Here is an 18,367-nt window from a genome sequence, read left to right as displayed (position 1 = left end):
TGCTGAGGTACGGGATGGCCGGAACGTGACGGAATCTGCGCGGAAGGAGTGTTTCAGGGACACCGAACGTCAAGGAAGGGGCCGGTGACACTCGTGTGAAGGTCGCCGGTACGTGAGGTGTGCCGGGGCATCGTCCGGGGAGGGTCATGGACGTGACAGAGACCCAGACGGCCTCCCCGCCGACGAAACGGCCCGTTCGCCAGCTCCTCGCCGCCTCCGTGGGCAACGCCGTGGAGTGGTACGACTGGTACGCCTACACGTTTCTGGCCACCTACATCGCCGCCCAGGTCTTCCCGAAGAGCGCGGACAACTCGCTGGTGCCGCTGCTGTCCACGTTCGCGGTGTTCGCGGTGGGCTTCTTCATGCGGCCGGTCGGCGGGCTGCTGATGGGGGCGGTCGCGGACCGGCACGGGCGGCGGGCCGCGCTGACGGTCACCATCCTGCTGATGGGCGGCAGCAGCCTGCTCGTCGGGCTGACCCCGACGTACGCGGCGGCGGGGGTGCTGGCGCCGGTGATCCTCGTCCTGGCGCGGCTGCTGCAAGGCCTGTCCGTGGGCGGCGAGTTCGCGGCCTCGACGACCTTCCTGGTGGAGTCGGCGGGCCCCGGCAGGCGCGGGCTGTTCTCCAGCTTCCAGTACGTGTCGACGACCGTGGGTCAGCTCGTCGCCTCCGGCATCGCCACGCTGCTCGTGGACACGCTGAGCGACGGGCAGATGAACGGCTGGGGCTGGCGCGTCCCGTTCGTACTCGGGGCGGTGCTGAGCCTGGTCGGCTTCTGGATCCGGCAGGGCGCGCAGGAGACCCGCAGCGCCGAGCAGCAGCAGGCCCCGCGTCCCGGCCTGTTCGAGGCGCTGCGCCGGCACCCGCGCGAGTCCCTCCTCATCGGCGGCATCACGGCGGGCGGCACCATCGCCTACTACACGTGGACGTCGTACCTTCCGACGTACGCCGAACTCAACGCGGGGCTGGAGAAGTCGGACGCCCTGCTCGCGGGCACGATCTCACTGGCCTTCTTCGCCCTGCTGCAACCCCTCGGCGGCCTCCTGTCGGACCGCTTCGGCCGCCGCCCCCTGCTCCTCTTCTTCGGCCTGGGCTTCGCCCTGCTCACGGTGCCCCTGCTGCACGCTCTGCGCGACTCGTTCGCGGTACTGCTGCTCGTGCAGTGCGCCGGCATGGTGCTGCTGACCGGGTTCACCTCGATCAGCGCGGCCGTGAACGCGGAGATCTTCCCGCCGCGGGTGCGCGCGGCCGGCATCGGCTTTCCCTACTCGCTGACGGTCGCCCTCTTCGGCGGCACGGCTCCGTACGTGGGCACGCTGTTCAAGGAGATGGGCCACGCCGGGCTCTTCCCCTGGTACGTCGCGGTGCTCTGCCTGCTGTCGTCGCTGGTGTACCTGCGGCTGCCGGAGACGGCGCACACCCCGCTCAAACGGTGAGCGGGCGGCCGGTCAGGGCCCGGCTCGCGGACGAGACCCCTCCGCCTCGTCGTCCCGGTGCGCTCCCTCGCGCACCCTCTCCTGCGGCCCTTCGTGCGGTCCCGCGCCGTCCTCGAAGGCGGTCGGCGGTCCGGACGCCCCGGTCGTCTCTCCCAGCAGGTTGCTCTCCCTCACCGCGGCTCTCTCGGGGTCGATCACGGCGTCGGTCGTCCTGCCCACCTCCGCCAGCGTCATCTGGGCACGGTCGTCGACCAGTCGGGTCACGAGATGCTGGGCGGCGCCGAAGGCCGCGGCCCAGCCGAGGACCTGCGCCCTGCTGTCGAGATCACTGAGCCCGGGGACGAAGGCGCCCCGGATCAGCAGCAGTCCGAGGAAGGCGGAGAGGGCGCCGGTGGGGAACTTCAGCACCGCCGACGCCAGGGGCAGCATGTAGGGGGAGTCGGTGCCCCGGATGCGGCGCAGTGAGGCGATGACGGTGAGTGCCGCGCCGGCGAGCCCGGCGATCTCGACGGTGAGGATGTCCCTCGACTGGGCCCGCTCGCTGGCAGGGGTGTTCGCCGGCACGTCGTGATACTCCGCGGTGGGGCACACGACATCGATCCCGCTCGCGTCCCCGGGGCTCACTTTGGGCGTGAAGCACATGCTCAGTGACTGGGGGAAGAACCAGCCGTAGACGGCGAGGCCCGCCACGCCGAGCAGGACGAGGAACGTCGCGGCCCACAGGATGTTGCGCAGGCTGCGCACCCGGGCCAGTTCGTCGTCCAGGGCGTTGTACGCGGCGTCGAGCGCCCGGACCATGAGGTCCCGGTCGCTCGAGGAGATCTCGCCGGAGATGACGGAGCGGAGCCGCCGGGCGAGACGGACCCGTCGTGGGTCGTCGGTGGCCAGATGATCCTTGACCAGCGCCATGACCTCACTGGCGCGGCCGGCGGCTTCCTCGTCGGACACCAGTTGGAGGAGCGTCACCTCCGCGCTGCGGATATTCGACCAGACGCCTTCACGGGCGGCCGACCCCGACCACATGCGCCGCCATCCGAAATCCTCGTCGGCAGCCGAGCCGGCTTTTTCCAGATGGCTCCGCATTCCGTCGACGAGCGTCATACGGTCTTCGGGGCAGGGTCGGACGCTCTCGCGTTCCAGCTGTGCTTCGAGATAGGCGATCCGGGTTTTCGCCCGTGCGCGCCATGCGGTCCGCGGCGGCCGGCCCGGAACGGTGCCGGTCACTCGAAGACGGCGGGCACGTGCAGCCTCTCCCACGACTTCCGGCCCGGCGTGCCGTCAGCGTCCCGGCCCGTGAATCCGAGTTTGTGCTGCCAATTCGAGTACGACTTCCGGTCCGCCTCGCTCCACTGCGAGTCGGGCCCGTCGGCGTACGCCGAGCAGCCCTCCTCGATGAGGCGGAAGCCCATGGCCTCGATGATCGGGCTGGTCACGGAGGACTGGAAGAAGTCGGCGCCCGGAAAGGGTTCGTCGCCACCATGGTGCATTTCTGGAGCCACGCGGATCCGCTGTCCGGGATGGATGATATCCGGATTCGTGATCTGGGGGTTCCACTCCAGAATCTGGTCCAGCGTCACGCGGTGCATAACCGCGATCTTACCGAGCGTGTCGCCACGTTTCACTGTGTAAAACTCTACTGTTCTTTCCATGCACCCACGGTAAATGAATTCCCGGCATCAGGAAAGTCGAGAATTCCGTTTCAATTTCACTTTTTGATGCGGAAACGGCTTTCGCCGAAACCGGCTCACAGGCGGACGACGACCAGGGCGATGTCGTCCTGGCCACCGCCGGAGACGCCCATGCGGGCCAGCAGTCCGTCGGCGAGTTCCTCCACCGGGAGGGTGCCGTCCTGAGCGAGAGCGTCGGTCAGCCGGGTCAGGCCGATGTCGATGTCCTCACCGCGGCGTTCGATGAGGCCGTCGGTGTAGAGCACGAGGGTGTCCCCTCGGGAGTAGGACAGGCCGGCCTGGGGGCGGGGGACATGTTCCGGCCGGGCGCCGAGCGGCGGGTCCGTGGCCTGGTCCAGCAGTTGGCAACTGCCGTCCGGACGGAGCAGGACCGGCGGTGGGTGGCCGGCGTTGCTGTAGATGATCAGCCGGCTGCGCGGGTCGATGAGCACCTTGGCCACAGTGGTGGCCAGCGCACCGTCGACCGCCCGGGCGTACAGGCCCAGGACCTCCAGAGCCTGGGCGGGGCTGGGAACGGCCCGGATGGCGGCGCTCAGGGCGCTGCGCAGCATGCCCATCACGGCGGCGGCCTCGATGCCGTGGCCGACGACGTCCCCGACGGCGACGGAGTAGCGGTCGGGCGGCAGATCGACCACGTCGTACCAGTCGCCGCACACGTTGAGTGAGCCGCTGGCCGGCAGGTAGCGCACGGCGATGTCCCGGTGCCTGTTCAGGTCGGGCGAGCGGAGCATGACCTCCTGGAGGGTGACGGCGATCTCCCGTTCGCGGGCGTGCGCCTGGCGCAGCCGCTCGTTCAGCTGTTCCAGATCGTGCGACCGGGCGTACACCTGGGCGGCGATCCCTGTCACCTGGTTGCTCAGCGGTGGGGTGAACTCCCGGATGACGGGCGAGCGCATCAACTCGGTGACGTCGTCGGCCCGCGCGATGATCCATTTCACGGTGCCGTCCGACGCCAGGACGGGGCTGGACATCCCGCACCACCACCGCTCCTCCACCTCTCCCGGCCGGCCCGCGACGGGGATGTCGAATCGCCGCGGTGCCACCACGTCCGGCTCGCGGGAGTCCAGCACGCGCCGGAGCGAGGCTCCGAACTCACGCGCCGCGGCCGGCGCGCCGGGTGCGTCCGGGAACGCCTCCAGGATGTACCGCCCGGCCAGTTCTCCGCGGGTCCTGCCGATGACCTGGAGATAGGCCCGGTTGGCATGGCGGACCACCAGGTCGGCGTCCAGCACCAGGTACGGGTTAGGCGCGGCGTCGAACAACTCCTCGAAATCGATCTCCGCTGTCGTCACGCGGGTGACCTGCCGATCTCTACAAGCGCGACCGCATCATCTCCAAGCTACGAGCCGACCGCCGCACGCGCCCGCCGGACGAGCCTGATCAGCAGCTTTACCGAAGCCCTTCCGCGGGACGGAAGAGGCATTGCGGTCCCATGGCGCCCTCCCGGACGATGCCACCACCACGAGAGACGGGAGCCGACCCCCATGCCTCACATGACCGCCTTCGCCAGGAACCAGTGGTACGTCGCCGCCTACAGTCACGAGGTCGGGCGGGAGTTGCTCGGACGGACGATTCTCGGTGAGACGCTCGTGCTCTACCGGACCGAGGAGGAAGGCACGCCCGTCGTGCTGCACGACCGGTGTGTGCACCGGCGGTACCCGCTGTCCGAGGCCCCGACGCGGCTCGACGGCGACCGGATCGTCTGCGGGTACCACGGGTTCACGTACGACACGACCGGTACCTGCGTGTACGTGCCGGGGCAGAAACGGGTGCCGCGCACGGCCCGGGTCGCCTCCTACCCGGTCGTCGAGCAGGACTCGCTGATCTGGGTGTGGATCGGTGACCCGGCGCTCGCCGATCCGCAGGACATCCCGCGGGCCAGGCACCTCGACTCCCCCGGCTGGGTCACCGTGCGCGGCATGGAGCCCATCGACTGCGACTACGGGCTCCTCGTCGACAACCTCCTGGACCTGTCCCACGAGACGTACCTGCACGGCGGGTACATCGGCACTCCCGAGGTCGCCGAGACGCCGATCACGACGGAGGTCGACGAGGGCGCCGGCATCGTCCGGGTCAGCCGGCACATGGACGACGCCGAGTGCCCGCCCTTCTACGCCAAGTCCACCGGCATAGAGGGCCGGATCACCCGCTGGCAGGACATCGAGTACCACGCGCCCTGCCTGTATCTGCTGCACAGCCGCATCGCCCCGGTCGGTGTGCTGCCCGAGGCGGACGGCAGCGACCCGAACGGCTTCCACACCGAGATCACGTACGCGATCACACCGTCCGGCGACGGCAAGGTGTACGACTTCTGGGCCGTCTCGCGCGACTGGGCGACGGACGACGCCGAGGTCACCGAGTTCCTGCGCGGCAACAACCACACGGTCGTGATGCAGGACGTCACCGCCCTCAATCTGCTCCAGAAGACCCTCGGCACCGAGCGCACCGGCTACCAGGAGCTGAGCATCAACATCGACACCGGTGGTCTGGCCGCGCGCCGTATCCTCGCCCGGCTGGTCGAGGAGGGCGAGAAGCCCGTGGAGAAGGTCCAGTGACGAGCCCGACCGGCGAGATCTACCGCATCGACTGGCTGCCCGGCACCGACGTCCTGCACGGCACCTGCCACTGCGGCCGCGAGCACACCGCGCAGGACCCGGTGGAGATGTGGGAGTGGATGCTCGCCCACCCCCAGGGGCATGACGTCGACGAGCCGCGAGGAAACAGTTCATGAGCGTCTACGAAGCCGAACTCGTCGTCGAGCGGCGTGAGTTCGCCGCCGACGGCGTGCTCGCCCTCACCCTGCGTCACCCGCTCGGCGAACCGCTCCCGGCGTGGGAGCCGGGCGCCCACATCGACGTCGTGCTCGGCCCCGGGCTGGAGCGGCAGTACTCACTGTGCGGTGATCCGGCGGACCGGTCGGCCTGGCGGATCGCGGTGCTGCGCGAGCCGGACGGCCGGGGTGGTTCGGCCCATGTGCACGCGCAGGTGGGGCAGGGCGCAAAGCTCCGCGTACGCGGGCCCCGGAACAACTTCGGACTGGAGCCCGCCCCCCGCTACCGCTTCGTCGCGGGCGGCATCGGCATCACGCCGATCCTGCCGATGCTGGCCGCGGCCGAGGCGGCGGGCGCCGAGTGGACGCTGCTGTACGGCGGGCGCAGCCGCCGGTCGATGGCGTTCGGCGGGGAACTCGCCCGGTACGGGGACCGGGTGACGATCGCGCCCGAGGACGAGACGGGGCTGCTGGACCTGCCCTCCGTGCTGGACGACGTACCCGAGGGCACGCTCGTCTACTGCTGCGGCCCGGGGCCGCTGCTGGACGCGGTCGAGGAGCGCTGCCCGTCCGCGGTGCTGCGCGTCGAGCGGTTCCGGCCGAAGGAGCAGGAGACCGAAGGCGACACCGGGTTCGAGGTGGAGCTGGCGCGCAGCGGCAGGACGCTCTCGGTCGCGCCGGACGTGTCCGTGCTGGACGCCGTGCGCGACGCCGGGGTCGAGGTCCTCTACTCCTGCACCGAGGGCACCTGCGGGACCTGTGAGACCGACGTCCTGGACGGCACCCCGGAACACCGGGACTCGGTGCTCACCCCTCAGGAGCGGGAGAGCGGCGAGACGATGATGATCTGCGTGTCCCGGTGCCGGGGGCGGCGGCTGGTGCTGGACTTGTGATCCGCAGGTCGGCCTCGATCCCGGCGACGGTCGCCAGCAGATGCGGCAACAGGTCGCGGCGTACGGAATCGACGGAGTTGCGCCCGGCGTGCACGGCGATGTTGACGGCCGCGACCACCTCGCCGTCCCGGTCCCGCACCGGGGCGGCGACCGACCTCAGCCCCTCCTCCAGTTCCTGGTCGACGACGGCGTAGCCCTGCCGGCGGACGCGACGCAGCTCCGTCCGCAACGCTCCCGGGGTGGTGATCGTGCGCGTGGTGAGGGGCTTCAACTCCGCCCCGGCGAGCCTGGCTTCGACGTCCTCGTCCGGCAGATGGGCGAGGATCACCCGGCCCACGGAGGTCACATACGCCGGGAACCGGGTGCCGACCGTGATGGAAGCGGTCATGATGCGGCGGGTCGGGACCCGGGCGACGTACACGATGTCGTCGCCGTCGAGGACGCAGAGCGACGACGATTCCCGTACCCGCGCGACGAGTTGCTCCAGATGGGGCTCGGCGAGCTGGGGCAGCGTGTAGCCGGCGAGGTAGGAGTAGCCGAGTTCCAGCACCCGCGGGGTGAGGCGGAAGCGGCGGCCGTCGGTGTGCACGTAGCCGAGGTCGGCGAGGGTGAGCAGGAAGCGGCGCGCCGCCGCGCGCGTCAGTTCGCAGGCCCGCGCGACCTCGCTGAGGGTCAGCGCCGGATGCTCGGCGTCGAAGGCGCGGATCACGGCGAGGCCGCGCTCGAAGGACCGGACGAAATGCGGTGCACGGGCTTCAGCGGACATCCTGGGCCTCCGGCGTGACGTACGACCGTGCGCTGTGCGCACGCTAGGAGTGCGGATCTCGTGATGTCAACGAGCGGTGCCGGCAAGGGCATTGACCATGGAGCGGACACGGCCATACGTTCTCGCTGAGCACAAGCGTGCTGTCTGCGCACAACCTGTCGGAGAACCACTGCCGGTCCCACAGGAGGAGTCTTGCGTCGTCGTCTCTTCACCCGTCTCGCGGCCGTGTCCGTCCTGCTCACCGCGGCGGCCTGCGGCTCGTCCGACGGCGGTGACACCTCGGACGCGGGCGCCTCGTCCGGCGGAGTGACCACCGTCGAGGTCGGGCTCATTCCCATCGTCGATGTGGCACCGCTCTATCTCGGCCAGAAGAAGGGCTTCTTCGAAAAGCAGGGCCTGAAGCTGGAGTTCACCGCCGCGCAGGGCGGCGCGGCGGTCGTGCCCGGTGTGGCCAGCGGTCAGTTCCAGTTCGGGTTCTCCAACGTGACGTCGCTGATGATCGCCCAGTCCAACAACGTGCCGATCAAGGCCGTCGCGAACGCGATCGCCTCGACCGGTGTCGAGGGCGAGGACTTCAGCGCGATCACCGTGGGCGAGGACAGTCCGATCAGGTCGCCGAAGGACCTGGAGGGCAAGCGGGTCGCCATCAACACTCTGAAGAACATCAACGAGACGTCCGTACGCGCGTCGGTGCGCAAGGCGGGCGGCGATCCGGACAAGGTGAAGTTCGTCGAGCTCGCCTTCGACCAGATGCCGGCCGCCCTCGACAGCGGGCAGATCGACGCCGCCCAGGTGGTCGAGCCCGCCCTCGCCACCGTCAAGAGCCAGGGCGGACGCGTCATCGCCTCGCCCTTGGTGGACGTGGCACCCGACCTCACCGTCGCGCTGTACTTCACCTCGACCCGGTACGCCCAGCAGAACCCGGAGGTGGTCGAGAAGTTCCGGAAGGCCACCGCCGAGTCCCTCGCCTACGCCGACGCCCACCCGGACGAGGCCCGCCAGATCGTCACCACGTACACGAAGATCCCGGCGGCGGTGCTGGAGAAGGTGACCCTGCCCAAGTGGCCGGCGGAGCCGAACCGCGCCTCCATCGAAGCGCTGATGAAGCTCGGTGAGGACGACGGCCTGTTCAAGTCGGCGCCGGATCTGGACAAGCTGCTGCCGTGAGGGACGCCGACGCATGAGGGGCGTGAACGCCGCACTCGGTGCGGCCGGACTTGCCGCCTTTCTCGCCCTGGGTGAGGCGGTGCCGCGGCTCGGCCTGGTCGAGGAGGCCTACTTCCCACCCACCAGCCGTATCGCCGAAGCGCTCGCGGACGAGACGGCGGACTCGGCCTTCTGGACGGCGCTCGGCGACACGCTCACCGGCTGGGCGCTGGGCCTGGCGATCGCGTCCTGCGCGGGGATCGTGGTGGGCGTGCTGATCTCCGTCGTGCCGTATCTGCGGGCGGTGACGGCCTCGACGATCGAGTTCCTGCGCCCGATCCCGTCGGTCGCGCTGATCCCGCTGGCGGTGCTGCTGTACGGCACCGAACTGCGCTCGGTACTCCTCCTCGTCGTCTACGCGTCGTTCTGGCAGGTCCTGATCCAGGTCCTGTACGGCGTCCAGGACGTCGACCCCGTCGCCGACGAGACGGCGCGGTCGTACGGCCTCGGTGCCTGGGCCCGGATCCGGCACGTGCTGTGGCCGACCGCGCTGCCGTACGTCATGACCGGCGTCCGGCTGGCGGCGGCGGTCGCGCTGATCCTCGCCATCACCTCCGAACTCGTCATCGGGGCACCGGGGCTGGGCAGGCGCATCGGGGTGGCACAGGCCTCGCAGGCCGTGCCCGAGTTGTACGCGCTGATCGTGGTGACCGGGCTGCTGGGTCTGCTGATCAACGTCGGCGCGCGCACGGTGGAGCGGCGGGCGCTGGCCTGGCACCAGTCGGTGCGCGGGGAGGTGGCGGTGTGAGGCGTCCGCTGCTGCGGCTGGTGTTCGCCGTCGCCCTGCCGGCCCTCCTGGTCACGGTCTGGTGGGTGGCGTCCGCCGGCAGTACGGACGTGTACTGGCCGCCCTTGCGGACGATCCTGGAGGCCTTCCCGGACGTGTGGACGGCGGAGCGCCTGCGGGGTGACGTACTGCCCAGCGTGCTGCGGCTGGCGGGCGGTTACGCGCTGGCGGCGGTCGTGGGGGTGGCGCTCGGTACGGTCATCGGGTCGTACCGGCGGGTGCGGGCGGTGTGCGAGCCGGTCCTGGAGTTCCTGCGGGCGGTGCCGCCGCCGGTGCTGGTGCCGGTCATCATGCTGTTCGCGGGGATCGGCGACACGATGAAGGTCACGGTGATCGCGGCCGGCTGCGTGTGGCCCGTCCTGCTCAACACGGTCGAGGGCGTGCGGGCGGTGGACCCGGTGATGGCCGAGACGGCGCGCTCGTACGGCATCACGGGCGTGGCGCGGCTCAGGAAGCTGGTGCTGCGGTCGGCCAGCCCGCAGATCTTCGCGGGTCTGCGCCAGGCCCTGTCCATCGGCATCATCCTCATGGTGATCAGCGAGATGTTCGCCGCGAGCAACGGGCTCGGCTTCACCATCGTCCAGTTCCAGCGCGGCTTCGCCATCCCGGACATGTGGACCGGCATCCTCGTGCTCGGTCTGCTCGGCTTCCTGCTGTCGGTCGTCTTCCAGTGGGTCGAGCGGCGGGTGCTCGGCTGGTACCACGGTCTGCGCGCCTCGGCCCGGCGGTCGCCGTGAGCCTCTCGAAAGGGCGGTCCATGCTCGACGTACGGGGTCTGAAGAAGGTCTACGAGGGGTCGGGGCGGCGTGTGGAGGCGGTCCGCGACCTCACCTTCACCGTCGGCGCCGGAGAACTCGTCTGTCTCGTCGGGCCGTCGGGCTGCGGCAAGACGACGCTGCTGAAGTGCGTGGGAGGGCTGCTCACGCCGACCGGCGGTGAAGTGCTCCTGGAGGGGCGCAAGGTGAGCGGTCCCCCGCCCGGGATGGCGTTCGTCTTCCAGGAGTACGGGCGCAGCCTCTTCCCCTGGATGCGGGTCGGCGAGAACGTCGAACTTCCGCTGAGGCAAAAGGACTTGGGCAAGGCACGGCGCCGGGAACTGGTCCGCGACGCGCTGGAGTCGGTGGGGCTGGCGGACGCCGTGGGGGCGTATCCCTGGCAGCTGTCCGGCGGTATGCAGCAGCGGGTCGCCATCGCCCGGGCGCTGGCGTACGAGCCCCGCGTGCTGCTGATGGACGAGCCGTTCGCGGCGGTGGACGCGCAGACCCGGGCCGATCTGGAGGACCTGGTCCGGGGGCTGTGGCGGGAGCGCGGCATCACGATCCTGTTCGTCACCCACGACATCGACGAGGCCGTCTACCTCGGGGAGCGGGTGATCGTGCTGTCCGCGTCCCCCACCGTCGTCCGGGAGCAGCTGAAGGTCGATCTGCCGGTGGAGCGGGATCAGTTGCACACGAGGGTGGATCCGCGCTTCGCCGAGCTGCGTACGCATGTGTACGAGCAGATCCAGGCCGCGAAGAAGGGGGTCGTCGCCTCCTAAGAGCTCGGTCCTACATGCCCTCTGGAGGCTGCAGGCCGTGGGGGCTGGTCGCGCAGTTCCCCGCGCCCCTTGGCGGCACTCGCCCACAGGCCCCTGACGTGGCTCAGGTGACGGGTCATCACCGCCCGGACGGCCTCCTCGTCCTGGGTGAGCAGCGCGTCGAGGATTTCCAGGTGTTCCTCCGCCGACGCTTCCAGCCGCCCCTGCTCGGCGAGCGCGGTCAGGCCGTACAGGCGCGAGCGCCGTCTGAGGTCCCGTACGACGTCGACGAGGTGGTCGTTGCCGGCGAGGGCCAGCAGGCCGAGGTGGAAGCGCAGGTCGGCCTCGACGTAGGCGATGAGGTCGCCGGCCGCGGCGGAGGTGACTATCTCCTGTGCGACCGGCCGGAGTTCCTCCAGCGCGACCGGGTCGGCCGTGGCAGCGAGGCCCGCCGTGGTGGGGATCTCGATCAGCGCGCGGATGTGGGTGTACTCGTCGAGCTGTTTCTCGGAGACGGCGGTGACGCGGAAGCCCTTGTTGGGCACGGTGTCGACGAGGCCTTCCTTGGCGAGGTCGAGCATGGCCTCGCGCACCGGGGTGGCGGAGACGCCGAAGCGGGCGGCGAGGCCGGGGGCCGAGTAGACCTCTCCGGGGAGCAGCTCGCCCGCGATCAGGGCGGCCCGCAGCGCGTCCGCGACCCGCTCCCGGTGGCTGGGTTTCCTGCTGCCCAGCACGGGCAGGGCGGGGGTGTGCTGCGGGGCCATGACGGTCGGGGTTCCTCTCGTGGTCGGACGCGTGCGGCTTACAGGACGAACCCGGCCGGGAACGGGTCCTCGGGGTCCAGCAGGTACTGGGCGGTGCCGGTGATCCAGGCGCGTCCGGTGAAGCTGGGCAGCACGGCCGGGCGGCCGGCCACCTCGGTGGTGCCGAGCAGTCTGCCGGTGAACCGGGTGCCGATGAAGGACTCGTTCACGAACTCGGTGTGCAGCGGGAGTTCGCCGCGCGCGTGCAACTGTGCCATGCGCGCGCTGGTGCCCGTGCCGCACGGCGAGCGGTCGAACCAGCCGGGGTGGATGGCCATGGCGTGCCGCGAGTGGCGGGCGGTCGAGCCGGGGGCGGCCAGGTAGACGTGGTGGAGGCCGTGGATGGACGGGTCCTCGGGGTGGACGGGCGGGTCCTCGGCGTTGACGGCGGCCATGAGGGACAGCCCGGCCCGGAGGATGTCGTCCTTGCGGGACCGGTCGAAGGGCAGGCCGAACCGCTCCAGCGGCAGGATGGCGTAGAAGTTGCCGCCGAAGGCGAGGTCGTACGTCACGGTCCGGCCGTCGGCGAGGGTGGCCTTGCGGTCGAGGCCGACGGCGAAGGAGGGCACGTTCCGCAGGGTGACCGACTTGGCGGCCCCGTCCGCCACGGCCACCTCGGCGACGACCGGTCCCGCCGGGGTGTCGAGCCGGATGGTGGTGACCGGCTCGACGACCTCGACCATGCCGGTCTCGACGAGCACGGCCGCCACGCCGATCGTGCCGTGCCCGCACATCGGCAGATAGCCGGAGACCTCGATGTAGACGACGCCCCAGTCGCAGTCGGGCCGGGTCGGCGGCTGGAGGATCGCGCCGCTCATGGCGGCGTGACCGCGCGGTTCGTTCATCAGCAACTGCTTGATGTCGTCGCGGTGTTCGCGGAAGTGCAGCCGCCGCTCGTTCATGGTGGCGCCGGGGATGGTGCCGATGCCGCCGGTGATGACGCGGGTCGGCATGCCCTCGGTGTGCGAGTCGACGGCGTGCAGGACGAGTCTGCTGCGCATGATTCCTACGCCAATCCGGCCGCTACGGCCTTCTCGGTGGCGGCTCGGACAGTGGCCTCCTGCTCGGGCAGCAGCGGCATGCGCGGCGGGCGGCAGGGTCCGCCGTGGCGGCCGACGAGGTCCATGGACAGTTTGATGGCCTGGACGAACTCCACGCGCGAGTCCCACCGCAGCAGCGGATGCAGCTGCCGGTACAGGGACCGCGCGGTGTCGAGGTCGCCGTCGACGGCCGCGTGGTACAGCTCGACCGAGGCCTGCGGCAGCGCGTTCGGGTAGCCCGCCACCCAGCCCTTGGCGCCCGCGACGGCCAGCTCCAGAAGGACGTCGTCCGCGCCGATCAGCAGGTCGAGTTCGGGGGCGAGCTCGGCGATGCGGTAGGCCCGGCGGACGTCTCCGGAGAACTCCTTCACCGCCCGGATGTACCCCTCGCCGTGCAGCCGGGCGAGCAGCTCGGGCACGAGGTCGACCTTGGTGTCGATCGGGTTGTTGTACGCCACGACCGGCAGGCCCGTCTTCGCGACCTCGGCGTAGTGGGCGAGGACGGAGCGCTCGTCGGCGCGGTAGGCGTTCGGCGGCAGCAGCATGACCGCCCGGCAGCCCGCCTCGCCCGCCTGCTCGGCCCAGCGCCGGGACTCGGCGGACCCGTACGCGGCGACGCCGGGCATGACGCGCTGCCCGCCGATGGCGGCGACGGCCGTCTCGACGACCCGGGCGCGTTCCTCGGGGGTGAGCACCTGGTACTCGCCGAGGGAGCCGTTCGGCACGACGCCGTCGCAGCCGTTCTCGACCAGCCAGGCGCAGTGCTCGGCGTACTTGTCGTAGTTCACGGAGAGGTCGTCGTTCAGCGGGAGCGCGGTGGCCACGAGGACGCCGTGCCAGGGGCGGTGGTCGGTCATGACAGTTCCTCCTGGGTGTGTTGCCGTGCGAGGACGCCGAGCGGTACGGGACGGGCGAAGGGCCTTCTGGACGGGGTGGGCGGACAGCCGGCGAGACCCGCGACGGCGGCCTGGCACATCCGGCCCTGGCACCAGCCCATTCCGGCCCGGGTCAGCAGCTTCACGGTGCGCTCGTCTCCCGCTCCGAGGTCCAGGGCGTCGCGCACGGCACCGGCGGTGACCTCCTCGCAGCGGCAGACGACGGTGTCGTCGGTGACCTGCTCGGTCCAGTGCGCGGGCGGCGCGTACGCGGCGTCGAGGGCGGCCGCGGAACGCCTGAGTTTCGTACGGGCCTTGAGAGCGGCGGGGGCCGGGCCGGGGGCGGTGCCGCGCAGGTGGGCGGCGGCGGAGCACCCGGCGATGTGCCCCTCCGCGAGGGCGAGGGCCGCGCCGCCGATACCGGTGGACTCCCCGGCCGCCCACACGCCGGGTACGTCCGTGCGCTGCTCGGCGTCGACGGCCACCGCGAGCCCGTCCAGGCCGCAGCCGAGGCCCTCCGCCAGGTCGGTGTGCGGGAGCATGCCGTGGCCGACGGCCAGGGTGTCGCAGGGCAAGTGCCGTTCGGTGCCGGGGCGGACGCGTCCGGCGGTGTCGAGAGCGGCGACCGTGACGCCGGTCAGCCGGTCGTCGCCGTGGGCGCGGACGACGGTGTGGCGGGCCAGGACGGGCACGCGGTGGCGCAACAGCCGGGCGGCGTATCCGGCGCCCTCGGGGAGCTTGCCGGCCAGGGCCCGGCCGTGGCGGGCCAGGCGCCCGGGGCCGGTGGACTCGACGAGCGCGGCGACCTCGACGCCGGCCGCCGCGAGCCCGGCCGCCACGGGCAGCAGCAGCGGCCCGGTCCCGGCCACGACGGCTCTGCGCCCCGGCGCCACGAGCGCCCCCTTGAGCATGGCCTGGGCGCCTCCGGCGGTGACGACACCCGGGAGGGTCCAGCCGGGGAAGGGCAGCACGTGTTCGTATCCGCCGGTGGCCAGGAGTACGGCACGGGCGTGCACCTCGGCCGGCTCCTCCTGCTCCGGGCCGAGCAGCGCGTGTACGGTGAAGCCGCCGGGCGTCCGCTCCACACACCACACATGGTGATCGGTCAGCACGCGTACGGACCTGGCGGCGAGGCCGTCCCGCAGCCGCTCCCAGGTCCGCCACCGGTGGTGCAGCGCCTCGGGCCGCCCGGCCCCGAGAGCGGCGGCGGGCTGCCGGTAGAACTGCCCGCCGGTCTCCGTCGCCGCGTCGACGAGCACGACCCGGGTGCCGCGCGCGGCCGCCGCGAGTGACGCGGCAAGGCCGGCCGGTCCGGCGCCGATCACGACGAGTTCAGCCCGCATGACCGTCTCCCCCGTCGTCCGCTCCCTCGTCGTCCGCTTCCCCGTCGTCCGCTCCCTCGTCGTCCGCTTCCCCGTCGTCCGCCCCTTCGTCGTCCGCTTCCCCGTCGTCCGCTTCCCCGTCGTCCGCCCCCGCATGGCCCGTCCCCTGCTGCGTGCCGATCACGTCACCCGGCCGCACCGGCACCAGACAAGCGCGTTGGTTGGGGCGGTCGTTGATGGTCACCAGGCAGTCGAAGCAGACGCCGATCCCGCAGAACACCCCGCGCGGACGGCCCTCGCCCCGGGTGGTGCGCCAGGAGGTGACGCCCGACGCCCACAGCACGGCGGCGACTGTCTGACCCGGCAGCGCCCGGACCGGCCGCCCGTCGAACATGACCGTGAAGGCGGGGCCGGGCCTGGCCTCCGCCAGCTCCAGTGGGTTCACTCTGCCTCCTCGGGAAAGCGGTCGGGCCGGAACGGGACGAGATCCAGATCGGGCGTCCGCCCGGTCAGCGCCTGGGCGATCAGCCGCCCGGTGCCGGTGGCGAGACCGATGCCCGCGCCCTCGTGCCCGCAGGCGTGCAGCAGTCCGGGCGCCCGAGGGTCGGGGCCGATCGCGGGCAGATGGTCGGGCAGATACGGCCGGAAACCCACGTACGTCCGCACGGCCCGGACTCCGGCGAGGAACGGGAAGAGCCGCGTCGCGCCCGCCGCCAGCGCCCGCAGTGCCGGGAGCGACAACGACCGGTCGAAGCCGGCCCGTTCGCGGCTGGCGCCGATGAGGACCGGCCCGGCGGGGGTGCCCTCGACGACCGGGGAGGTCTGGAGGGCCGCCGAGTCGCTGGCGACGTCGGCCACGTAGTCGGCGGCGTACACCTTGTGCCGGATACGGGGCGGCAGCGGCTCGGTGACCAGGACGAAACCGCGCCGGGGCAGCACCGGCAGGGACACCCCGGCGCGGGCCGCCACCTCGCCGCCCCAGGTGCCGGCCGCGTTGACGACGGCCGGGGCGTGGATGTCGCCCCGGTCGGTACGCAGCCCCCGCACCGCACCGTCGGGGCCGCGCAGCACCCCGGTCATCTCCCGGCCGGTGAGCAGCCGGGCGTTCGAGGCGCGCAGCAGGTGGGCCGCCGCCAGGGCCGGCATCACCTGGGCGTCCTGCGGGTAGTGCACGCCGCCCGCGAGGCCGGGGGCCAGACACGGCTCCAGGTCGGGGAGCCGGTCGGGCGGCACCGGGACCGCCTCGACCCCGGCCGCGCGCTGCCCGGCGGCGAGTCTCTCCAGCCCGGCCAGCGCCTCGCCGGTGCCGGCGACGACGAGCCCGCCCTTGGCCTCGTACTCGACCGCCTTCCCCAGCCCCTCCCGGGCCAGTTCGGCCCACAGCCGGGCGGACAGCAGCGCCAGGTCGAGCTCGGGGCCGGGTTCCTTGTCGGAGACGAGGAGGTTGCCCTCCCCCGCGCCGGTCGTGCCGCCGGCCACCGGGCCCCGGTCCACCACGACGGTGTCCAGGCCCGCGCGGGCCGCGTACAGGGCGCAGGCGGCGCCCACGACTCCGGCCCCGACCACCACGACATCGCAGGTCAGCGACTCGATCACGTCAGTACTATGTCACACACCACACTGCCTGGGAATGGGGCGGACACCGGTGATGTGGTGCTGTGGTGACGGGGAACCCGGCGGGACTCAGTCGGCCGCGGGGACGACCCTCAGATGGGAGGCGGTACGGCGTGTCCGGCGGTCCCGGGACGGGGTACGGCGGGCGTCGCGCAGCGCGAAGGTGAGCCGGGTGCAGCCCAGTTCTTCGAGCGTTCTGGACGTCTCGACGACGATCCGGCAGTCGGTGGCGCCCCAGCGCGGATCCGGGTGCAGCAGCGGCCGTACGGCGCCGTCCTGCTCGACGGCGCTCTCGCCGACCGAGCGGATCCAGTGCGGCAGGCCGTGCCGGTAGGCGGCCTCCATGATGGGGTCCTGGGCGATGTCGCGGCGGATGGCCTGGAGGCCGTGGTCGGGGCCGTGGCTCTCCACGGTCCGCGCGAAGTCCGCGAGCATCGGCAGGCACCAGCTCGCCTCGTGCTCGCCGAGCACCGTGGGAGCGTCGGGGTGGAACAGCACGAACCTGAGGAAGTTGTCGCCCGGCATGGCCGTCGGGTGCGGACCGACGCCACCGAAAAGTGACCGGAAGGCGCTGTTGGTCAGCAGGACGTCCCAGGAACGGTCGACGACGAGCGAAGGGAAGGAGACGGCCTCCAGGAGCCCGGCGTAGTCCCCCAGGTAGGCCTGGACATCGGAAGTCCCGGGGACGGGCCGCGGTGCCGGCCGCTGCCCTCCTGCCTGATATGCCATCGGGAGGTCACCCCTCTTGCCTGTGCGGCCTTGACGCGGCGCCCCGATCCTGCTGCCCCGAGTTGAGGCGTGTCAACTATCGTGGCATTTTATGCCTGTTGACGGCTGAAATTGGCCACAGTTGTGGCGAGACCTGGATGTGAGTTCGAACCACCCGCTACGCTCCGGGAAGTTAACGCCGGGGTAGGTCACGGCATCCACTTGTGAGAAGCCTGTGAGAGACGTAGGAGATCTGTCGGTGACGGGTGGCTTCGTCGAAGGTCCGGGCGCCACGCCGACGGCCGTGCTGGCGGCCGTCGTCTCCCGTGTCACCGCCCTCGCCGACCGGCTCGGCGTGCCGCACGCCGAGGTCTTCGACATCGGCCGGCTGTCCGTCGCCTCCGGAGTCCCGGAGCCCGTGGTCAAGGCCCTGCTCGGCGGCAGGCCGGCGGGCGAACCCGATGTCCAGGCCCGCTTCCTCCAGCGCCTGGACCTGCTGCGCCGGACCCGGCTCAAGCCCAACGGCCGCAAGTACACCCAGCAGGAGATCGCCGACGGAGCGGGCATGTCCCGGCAGCAGGCCGGCGCCCTCATCAACGGCGACCGGCGGCCGACCATGGAGCACTGCGACGCCCTCCAGCGGTTCTTCCGGGTGCATGCCGGTTTCCTCACGGCCGAGGACCCCGAGGCGCTGCTGAGCGCCCTCCAGCACACCGAGCAGGAACTGCTCCAGAAGCTCGCCGACCGCGAGCGGGAGGCGGCCGCGGCGGCCGACGACCCGCTGGAGCGGCTGTTGCAGGACCACGGCGTGCGGGGCATCGCCTGGCGGGCCGCGCAGCTGCCCACCGACCAGCACCGCGACAAGGTGGCGGAGTGGCTGGACATGCTCCTGGAGAGCGTCAAGCGGCCCGAGTCGTGACCGTGGGGAGAACTGTGGGCATCG

19 protein-coding genes and 1 pseudogene are annotated in these 18,367 nt (G+C 71.6%); 9 read left to right on the top strand and 11 right to left on the bottom strand.

Features of this window, described 5'->3' with window-relative positions; all coding sequences use genetic code 11:
* Positions 1–152: 152 nt before the first annotated feature.
* Positions 153–1,436, top strand: a complete 1,284-nt coding sequence (locus tag CP976_RS36705; RefSeq protein WP_229875655.1) for an MFS transporter — start codon at positions 153–155, stop codon at positions 1,434–1,436.
* A gap of 12 nt (positions 1,437–1,448) precedes the next feature.
* Here CP976_RS36705 and CP976_RS36700 read toward each other — a convergent pair whose 3' ends face one another.
* The 3 genes from CP976_RS36700 to CP976_RS36690 all read right to left on the bottom strand — a co-directional run bounded on the left by CP976_RS36700 (position 1,449) and on the right by CP976_RS36690 (position 4,416).
* Positions 1,449–2,537, bottom strand: a complete 1,089-nt coding sequence (locus tag CP976_RS36700) for a hypothetical protein (RefSeq protein ID WP_229875654.1) — start codon at positions 2,535–2,537, stop codon at positions 1,449–1,451.
* Positions 2,538–2,656: 119 nt separating this feature from the next.
* Positions 2,657–3,085 (bottom strand): peptidoglycan-binding protein, encoded by a 429-nt coding sequence (locus CP976_RS44725; protein WP_150484191.1) that lies wholly within the window; start codon positions 3,083–3,085, stop codon positions 2,657–2,659.
* Between the two features lie 95 nt (positions 3,086–3,180).
* On the bottom strand, positions 3,181–4,416 hold the full coding sequence (locus tag CP976_RS36690) for a PP2C family protein-serine/threonine phosphatase (protein ID WP_150484190.1): 1,236 nt from the start codon (positions 4,414–4,416) through the stop codon (positions 3,181–3,183).
* A gap of 192 nt (positions 4,417–4,608) precedes the next feature.
* Between CP976_RS36690 and CP976_RS36685 the strand changes: the two genes are divergently transcribed.
* The 3 genes from CP976_RS36685 to CP976_RS36675 are packed head-to-tail and all read left to right on the top strand — an operon-like array spanning position 4,609 to position 6,787.
* Positions 4,609–5,679, top strand: a complete 1,071-nt coding sequence (locus CP976_RS36685; RefSeq protein ID WP_190146905.1) for an aromatic ring-hydroxylating dioxygenase subunit alpha — start codon at positions 4,609–4,611, stop codon at positions 5,677–5,679.
* Positions 5,676–5,855: a hypothetical protein gene (locus CP976_RS36680; RefSeq protein WP_059416872.1), complete on the top strand. Its 180-nt coding sequence runs from the start codon at positions 5,676–5,678 to the stop codon at positions 5,853–5,855. The genes CP976_RS36685 and CP976_RS36680 overlap by 4 nt, the downstream gene beginning before the upstream one ends.
* Entirely contained in the window at positions 5,852–6,787 is a 936-nt protein-coding gene (locus CP976_RS36675; RefSeq protein ID WP_150484189.1) for a PDR/VanB family oxidoreductase, read from the top strand. Before CP976_RS36680 ends, CP976_RS36675 begins: the two co-directional genes overlap by 4 nt.
* Here the strand turns inward: CP976_RS36675 and CP976_RS36670 are convergent.
* Entirely contained in the window at positions 6,702–7,553 is an 852-nt protein-coding gene (locus tag CP976_RS36670) for an IclR family transcriptional regulator domain-containing protein (RefSeq protein WP_150484188.1), read from the bottom strand. The two genes, CP976_RS36675 and CP976_RS36670, sit on opposite strands and share 86 nt — an antisense overlap.
* A 192-nt stretch (positions 7,554–7,745) precedes the next feature.
* Between CP976_RS36670 and CP976_RS36665 the strand changes: the two genes are divergently transcribed.
* Genes CP976_RS36665 through CP976_RS36650 form a run of 4 tightly spaced genes read left to right on the top strand, consistent with a single transcriptional unit; the run spans position 7,746 to position 11,083 of the window.
* Positions 7,746–8,720 (top strand): ABC transporter substrate-binding protein, encoded by a 975-nt coding sequence (locus CP976_RS36665; RefSeq protein ID WP_150484187.1) that lies wholly within the window; start codon positions 7,746–7,748, stop codon positions 8,718–8,720.
* 13 nt (positions 8,721–8,733) lie between these two features.
* Positions 8,734–9,507 carry an ABC transporter permease gene (locus CP976_RS36660; RefSeq protein WP_150484186.1) on the top strand — a complete coding sequence of 258 codons (774 nt, stop codon included), beginning with the start codon at positions 8,734–8,736 and terminating at the stop codon, positions 9,505–9,507.
* Positions 9,504–10,283, top strand: a complete 780-nt coding sequence (locus CP976_RS36655; RefSeq protein ID WP_150484185.1) for an ABC transporter permease — start codon at positions 9,504–9,506, stop codon at positions 10,281–10,283. The genes CP976_RS36660 and CP976_RS36655 overlap by 4 nt, the downstream gene beginning before the upstream one ends.
* Positions 10,284–10,303: 20 nt before the next feature.
* Positions 10,304–11,083: an ABC transporter ATP-binding protein gene (locus CP976_RS36650; protein WP_150484184.1), complete on the top strand. Its 780-nt coding sequence runs from the start codon at positions 10,304–10,306 to the stop codon at positions 11,081–11,083.
* Here CP976_RS36650 and CP976_RS36645 read toward each other — a convergent pair.
* The 7 genes and pseudogenes from CP976_RS36645 to CP976_RS36615 all read right to left on the bottom strand — a co-directional run bounded on the left by CP976_RS36645 (position 11,080) and on the right by CP976_RS36615 (position 17,445).
* Positions 11,080–11,826: a GntR family transcriptional regulator gene (locus CP976_RS36645; protein ID WP_229875652.1), complete on the bottom strand. Its 747-nt coding sequence runs from the start codon at positions 11,824–11,826 to the stop codon at positions 11,080–11,082. The genes CP976_RS36650 and CP976_RS36645 overlap by 4 nt on opposite strands.
* A 38-nt stretch (positions 11,827–11,864) precedes the next feature.
* The gene (locus CP976_RS36640) at positions 11,865–12,866 is read right to left on the bottom strand and encodes a proline racemase family protein (protein WP_150484183.1); all 1,002 of its coding nucleotides are present in this window, start codon (positions 12,864–12,866) and stop codon (positions 11,865–11,867) included.
* 5 nt (positions 12,867–12,871) lie between these two features.
* Complete coding sequence (locus CP976_RS36635) at positions 12,872–13,762, bottom strand: dihydrodipicolinate synthase family protein (RefSeq protein ID WP_150484182.1); 891 nt, start codon at positions 13,760–13,762, stop codon at positions 12,872–12,874.
* Complete coding sequence (locus CP976_RS36630) at positions 13,759–15,123, bottom strand: FAD-dependent oxidoreductase (RefSeq protein WP_150484181.1); 1,365 nt, start codon at positions 15,121–15,123, stop codon at positions 13,759–13,761. The genes CP976_RS36635 and CP976_RS36630 overlap by 4 nt, the downstream gene beginning before the upstream one ends.
* 133 nt (positions 15,124–15,256) lie before the next feature.
* Positions 15,257–15,547, bottom strand: a pseudogene (locus CP976_RS36625) ((2Fe-2S)-binding protein); the annotation flags it as partial.
* Positions 15,544–16,698, bottom strand: a complete 1,155-nt coding sequence (locus CP976_RS36620) for an NAD(P)/FAD-dependent oxidoreductase (protein WP_150484180.1) — start codon at positions 16,696–16,698, stop codon at positions 15,544–15,546. The gene CP976_RS36620 and the pseudogene CP976_RS36625, both read right to left, overlap by 4 nt.
* 87 nt (positions 16,699–16,785) lie before the next feature.
* Positions 16,786–17,445 carry an MmyB family transcriptional regulator gene (locus CP976_RS36615; protein ID WP_150484179.1) on the bottom strand — a complete coding sequence of 220 codons (660 nt, stop codon included), beginning with the start codon at positions 17,443–17,445 and terminating at the stop codon, positions 16,786–16,788.
* 238 nt (positions 17,446–17,683) lie between these two features.
* Here CP976_RS36615 and CP976_RS36610 point away from each other — a divergent pair, with 238 nt between their 5' ends.
* Positions 17,684–18,343 carry a helix-turn-helix domain-containing protein gene (locus CP976_RS36610; protein WP_150484178.1) on the top strand — a complete coding sequence of 220 codons (660 nt, stop codon included), beginning with the start codon at positions 17,684–17,686 and terminating at the stop codon, positions 18,341–18,343.
* Positions 18,344–18,367 lie beyond the last annotated feature (24 nt).

The organism is Streptomyces coeruleorubidus (genome assembly GCF_008705135.1).
GTDB lineage: Bacteria > Actinomycetota > Actinomycetes > Streptomycetales > Streptomycetaceae > Streptomyces > Streptomyces coeruleofuscus.
Note: the sequence above shows the minus strand (reverse complement) of the source record. Positions and strands in the feature narration are given on the sequence as shown.

Coding starts and splice junctions, on each gene's coding strand:
- CP976_RS36650 (WP_150484184.1), top strand. CDS start 10,304: ATGCTCGACGTACGGGGTCTGAAGAAGGTCTACGAGGGGTCGGGGCGG.
- CP976_RS36670 (WP_150484188.1), bottom strand. CDS start 7,553: ATGTCCGCTGAAGCCCGTGCACCGCATTTCGTCCGGTCCTTCGAGCGC.
- CP976_RS36615 (WP_150484179.1), bottom strand. CDS start 17,445: ATGGCATATCAGGCAGGAGGGCAGCGGCCGGCACCGCGGCCCGTCCCC.
- CP976_RS36675 (WP_150484189.1), top strand. CDS start 5,852: ATGAGCGTCTACGAAGCCGAACTCGTCGTCGAGCGGCGTGAGTTCGCC.
- CP976_RS36645 (WP_229875652.1), bottom strand. CDS start 11,826: ATGGCCCCGCAGCACACCCCCGCCCTGCCCGTGCTGGGCAGCAGGAAA.
- CP976_RS36685 (WP_190146905.1), top strand. CDS start 4,609: ATGCCTCACATGACCGCCTTCGCCAGGAACCAGTGGTACGTCGCCGCC.
- CP976_RS36635 (WP_150484182.1), bottom strand. CDS start 13,762: ATGACCGACCACCGCCCCTGGCACGGCGTCCTCGTGGCCACCGCGCTC.
- CP976_RS36630 (WP_150484181.1), bottom strand. CDS start 15,123: ATGCGGGCTGAACTCGTCGTGATCGGCGCCGGACCGGCCGGCCTTGCC.
- CP976_RS36640 (WP_150484183.1), bottom strand. CDS start 12,866: ATGCGCAGCAGACTCGTCCTGCACGCCGTCGACTCGCACACCGAGGGC.
- CP976_RS44725 (WP_150484191.1), bottom strand. CDS start 3,085: ATGGAAAGAACAGTAGAGTTTTACACAGTGAAACGTGGCGACACGCTC.
- CP976_RS36660 (WP_150484186.1), top strand. CDS start 8,734: ATGAGGGGCGTGAACGCCGCACTCGGTGCGGCCGGACTTGCCGCCTTT.
- CP976_RS36700 (WP_229875654.1), bottom strand. CDS start 2,537: ATGACGCTCGTCGACGGAATGCGGAGCCATCTGGAAAAAGCCGGCTCG.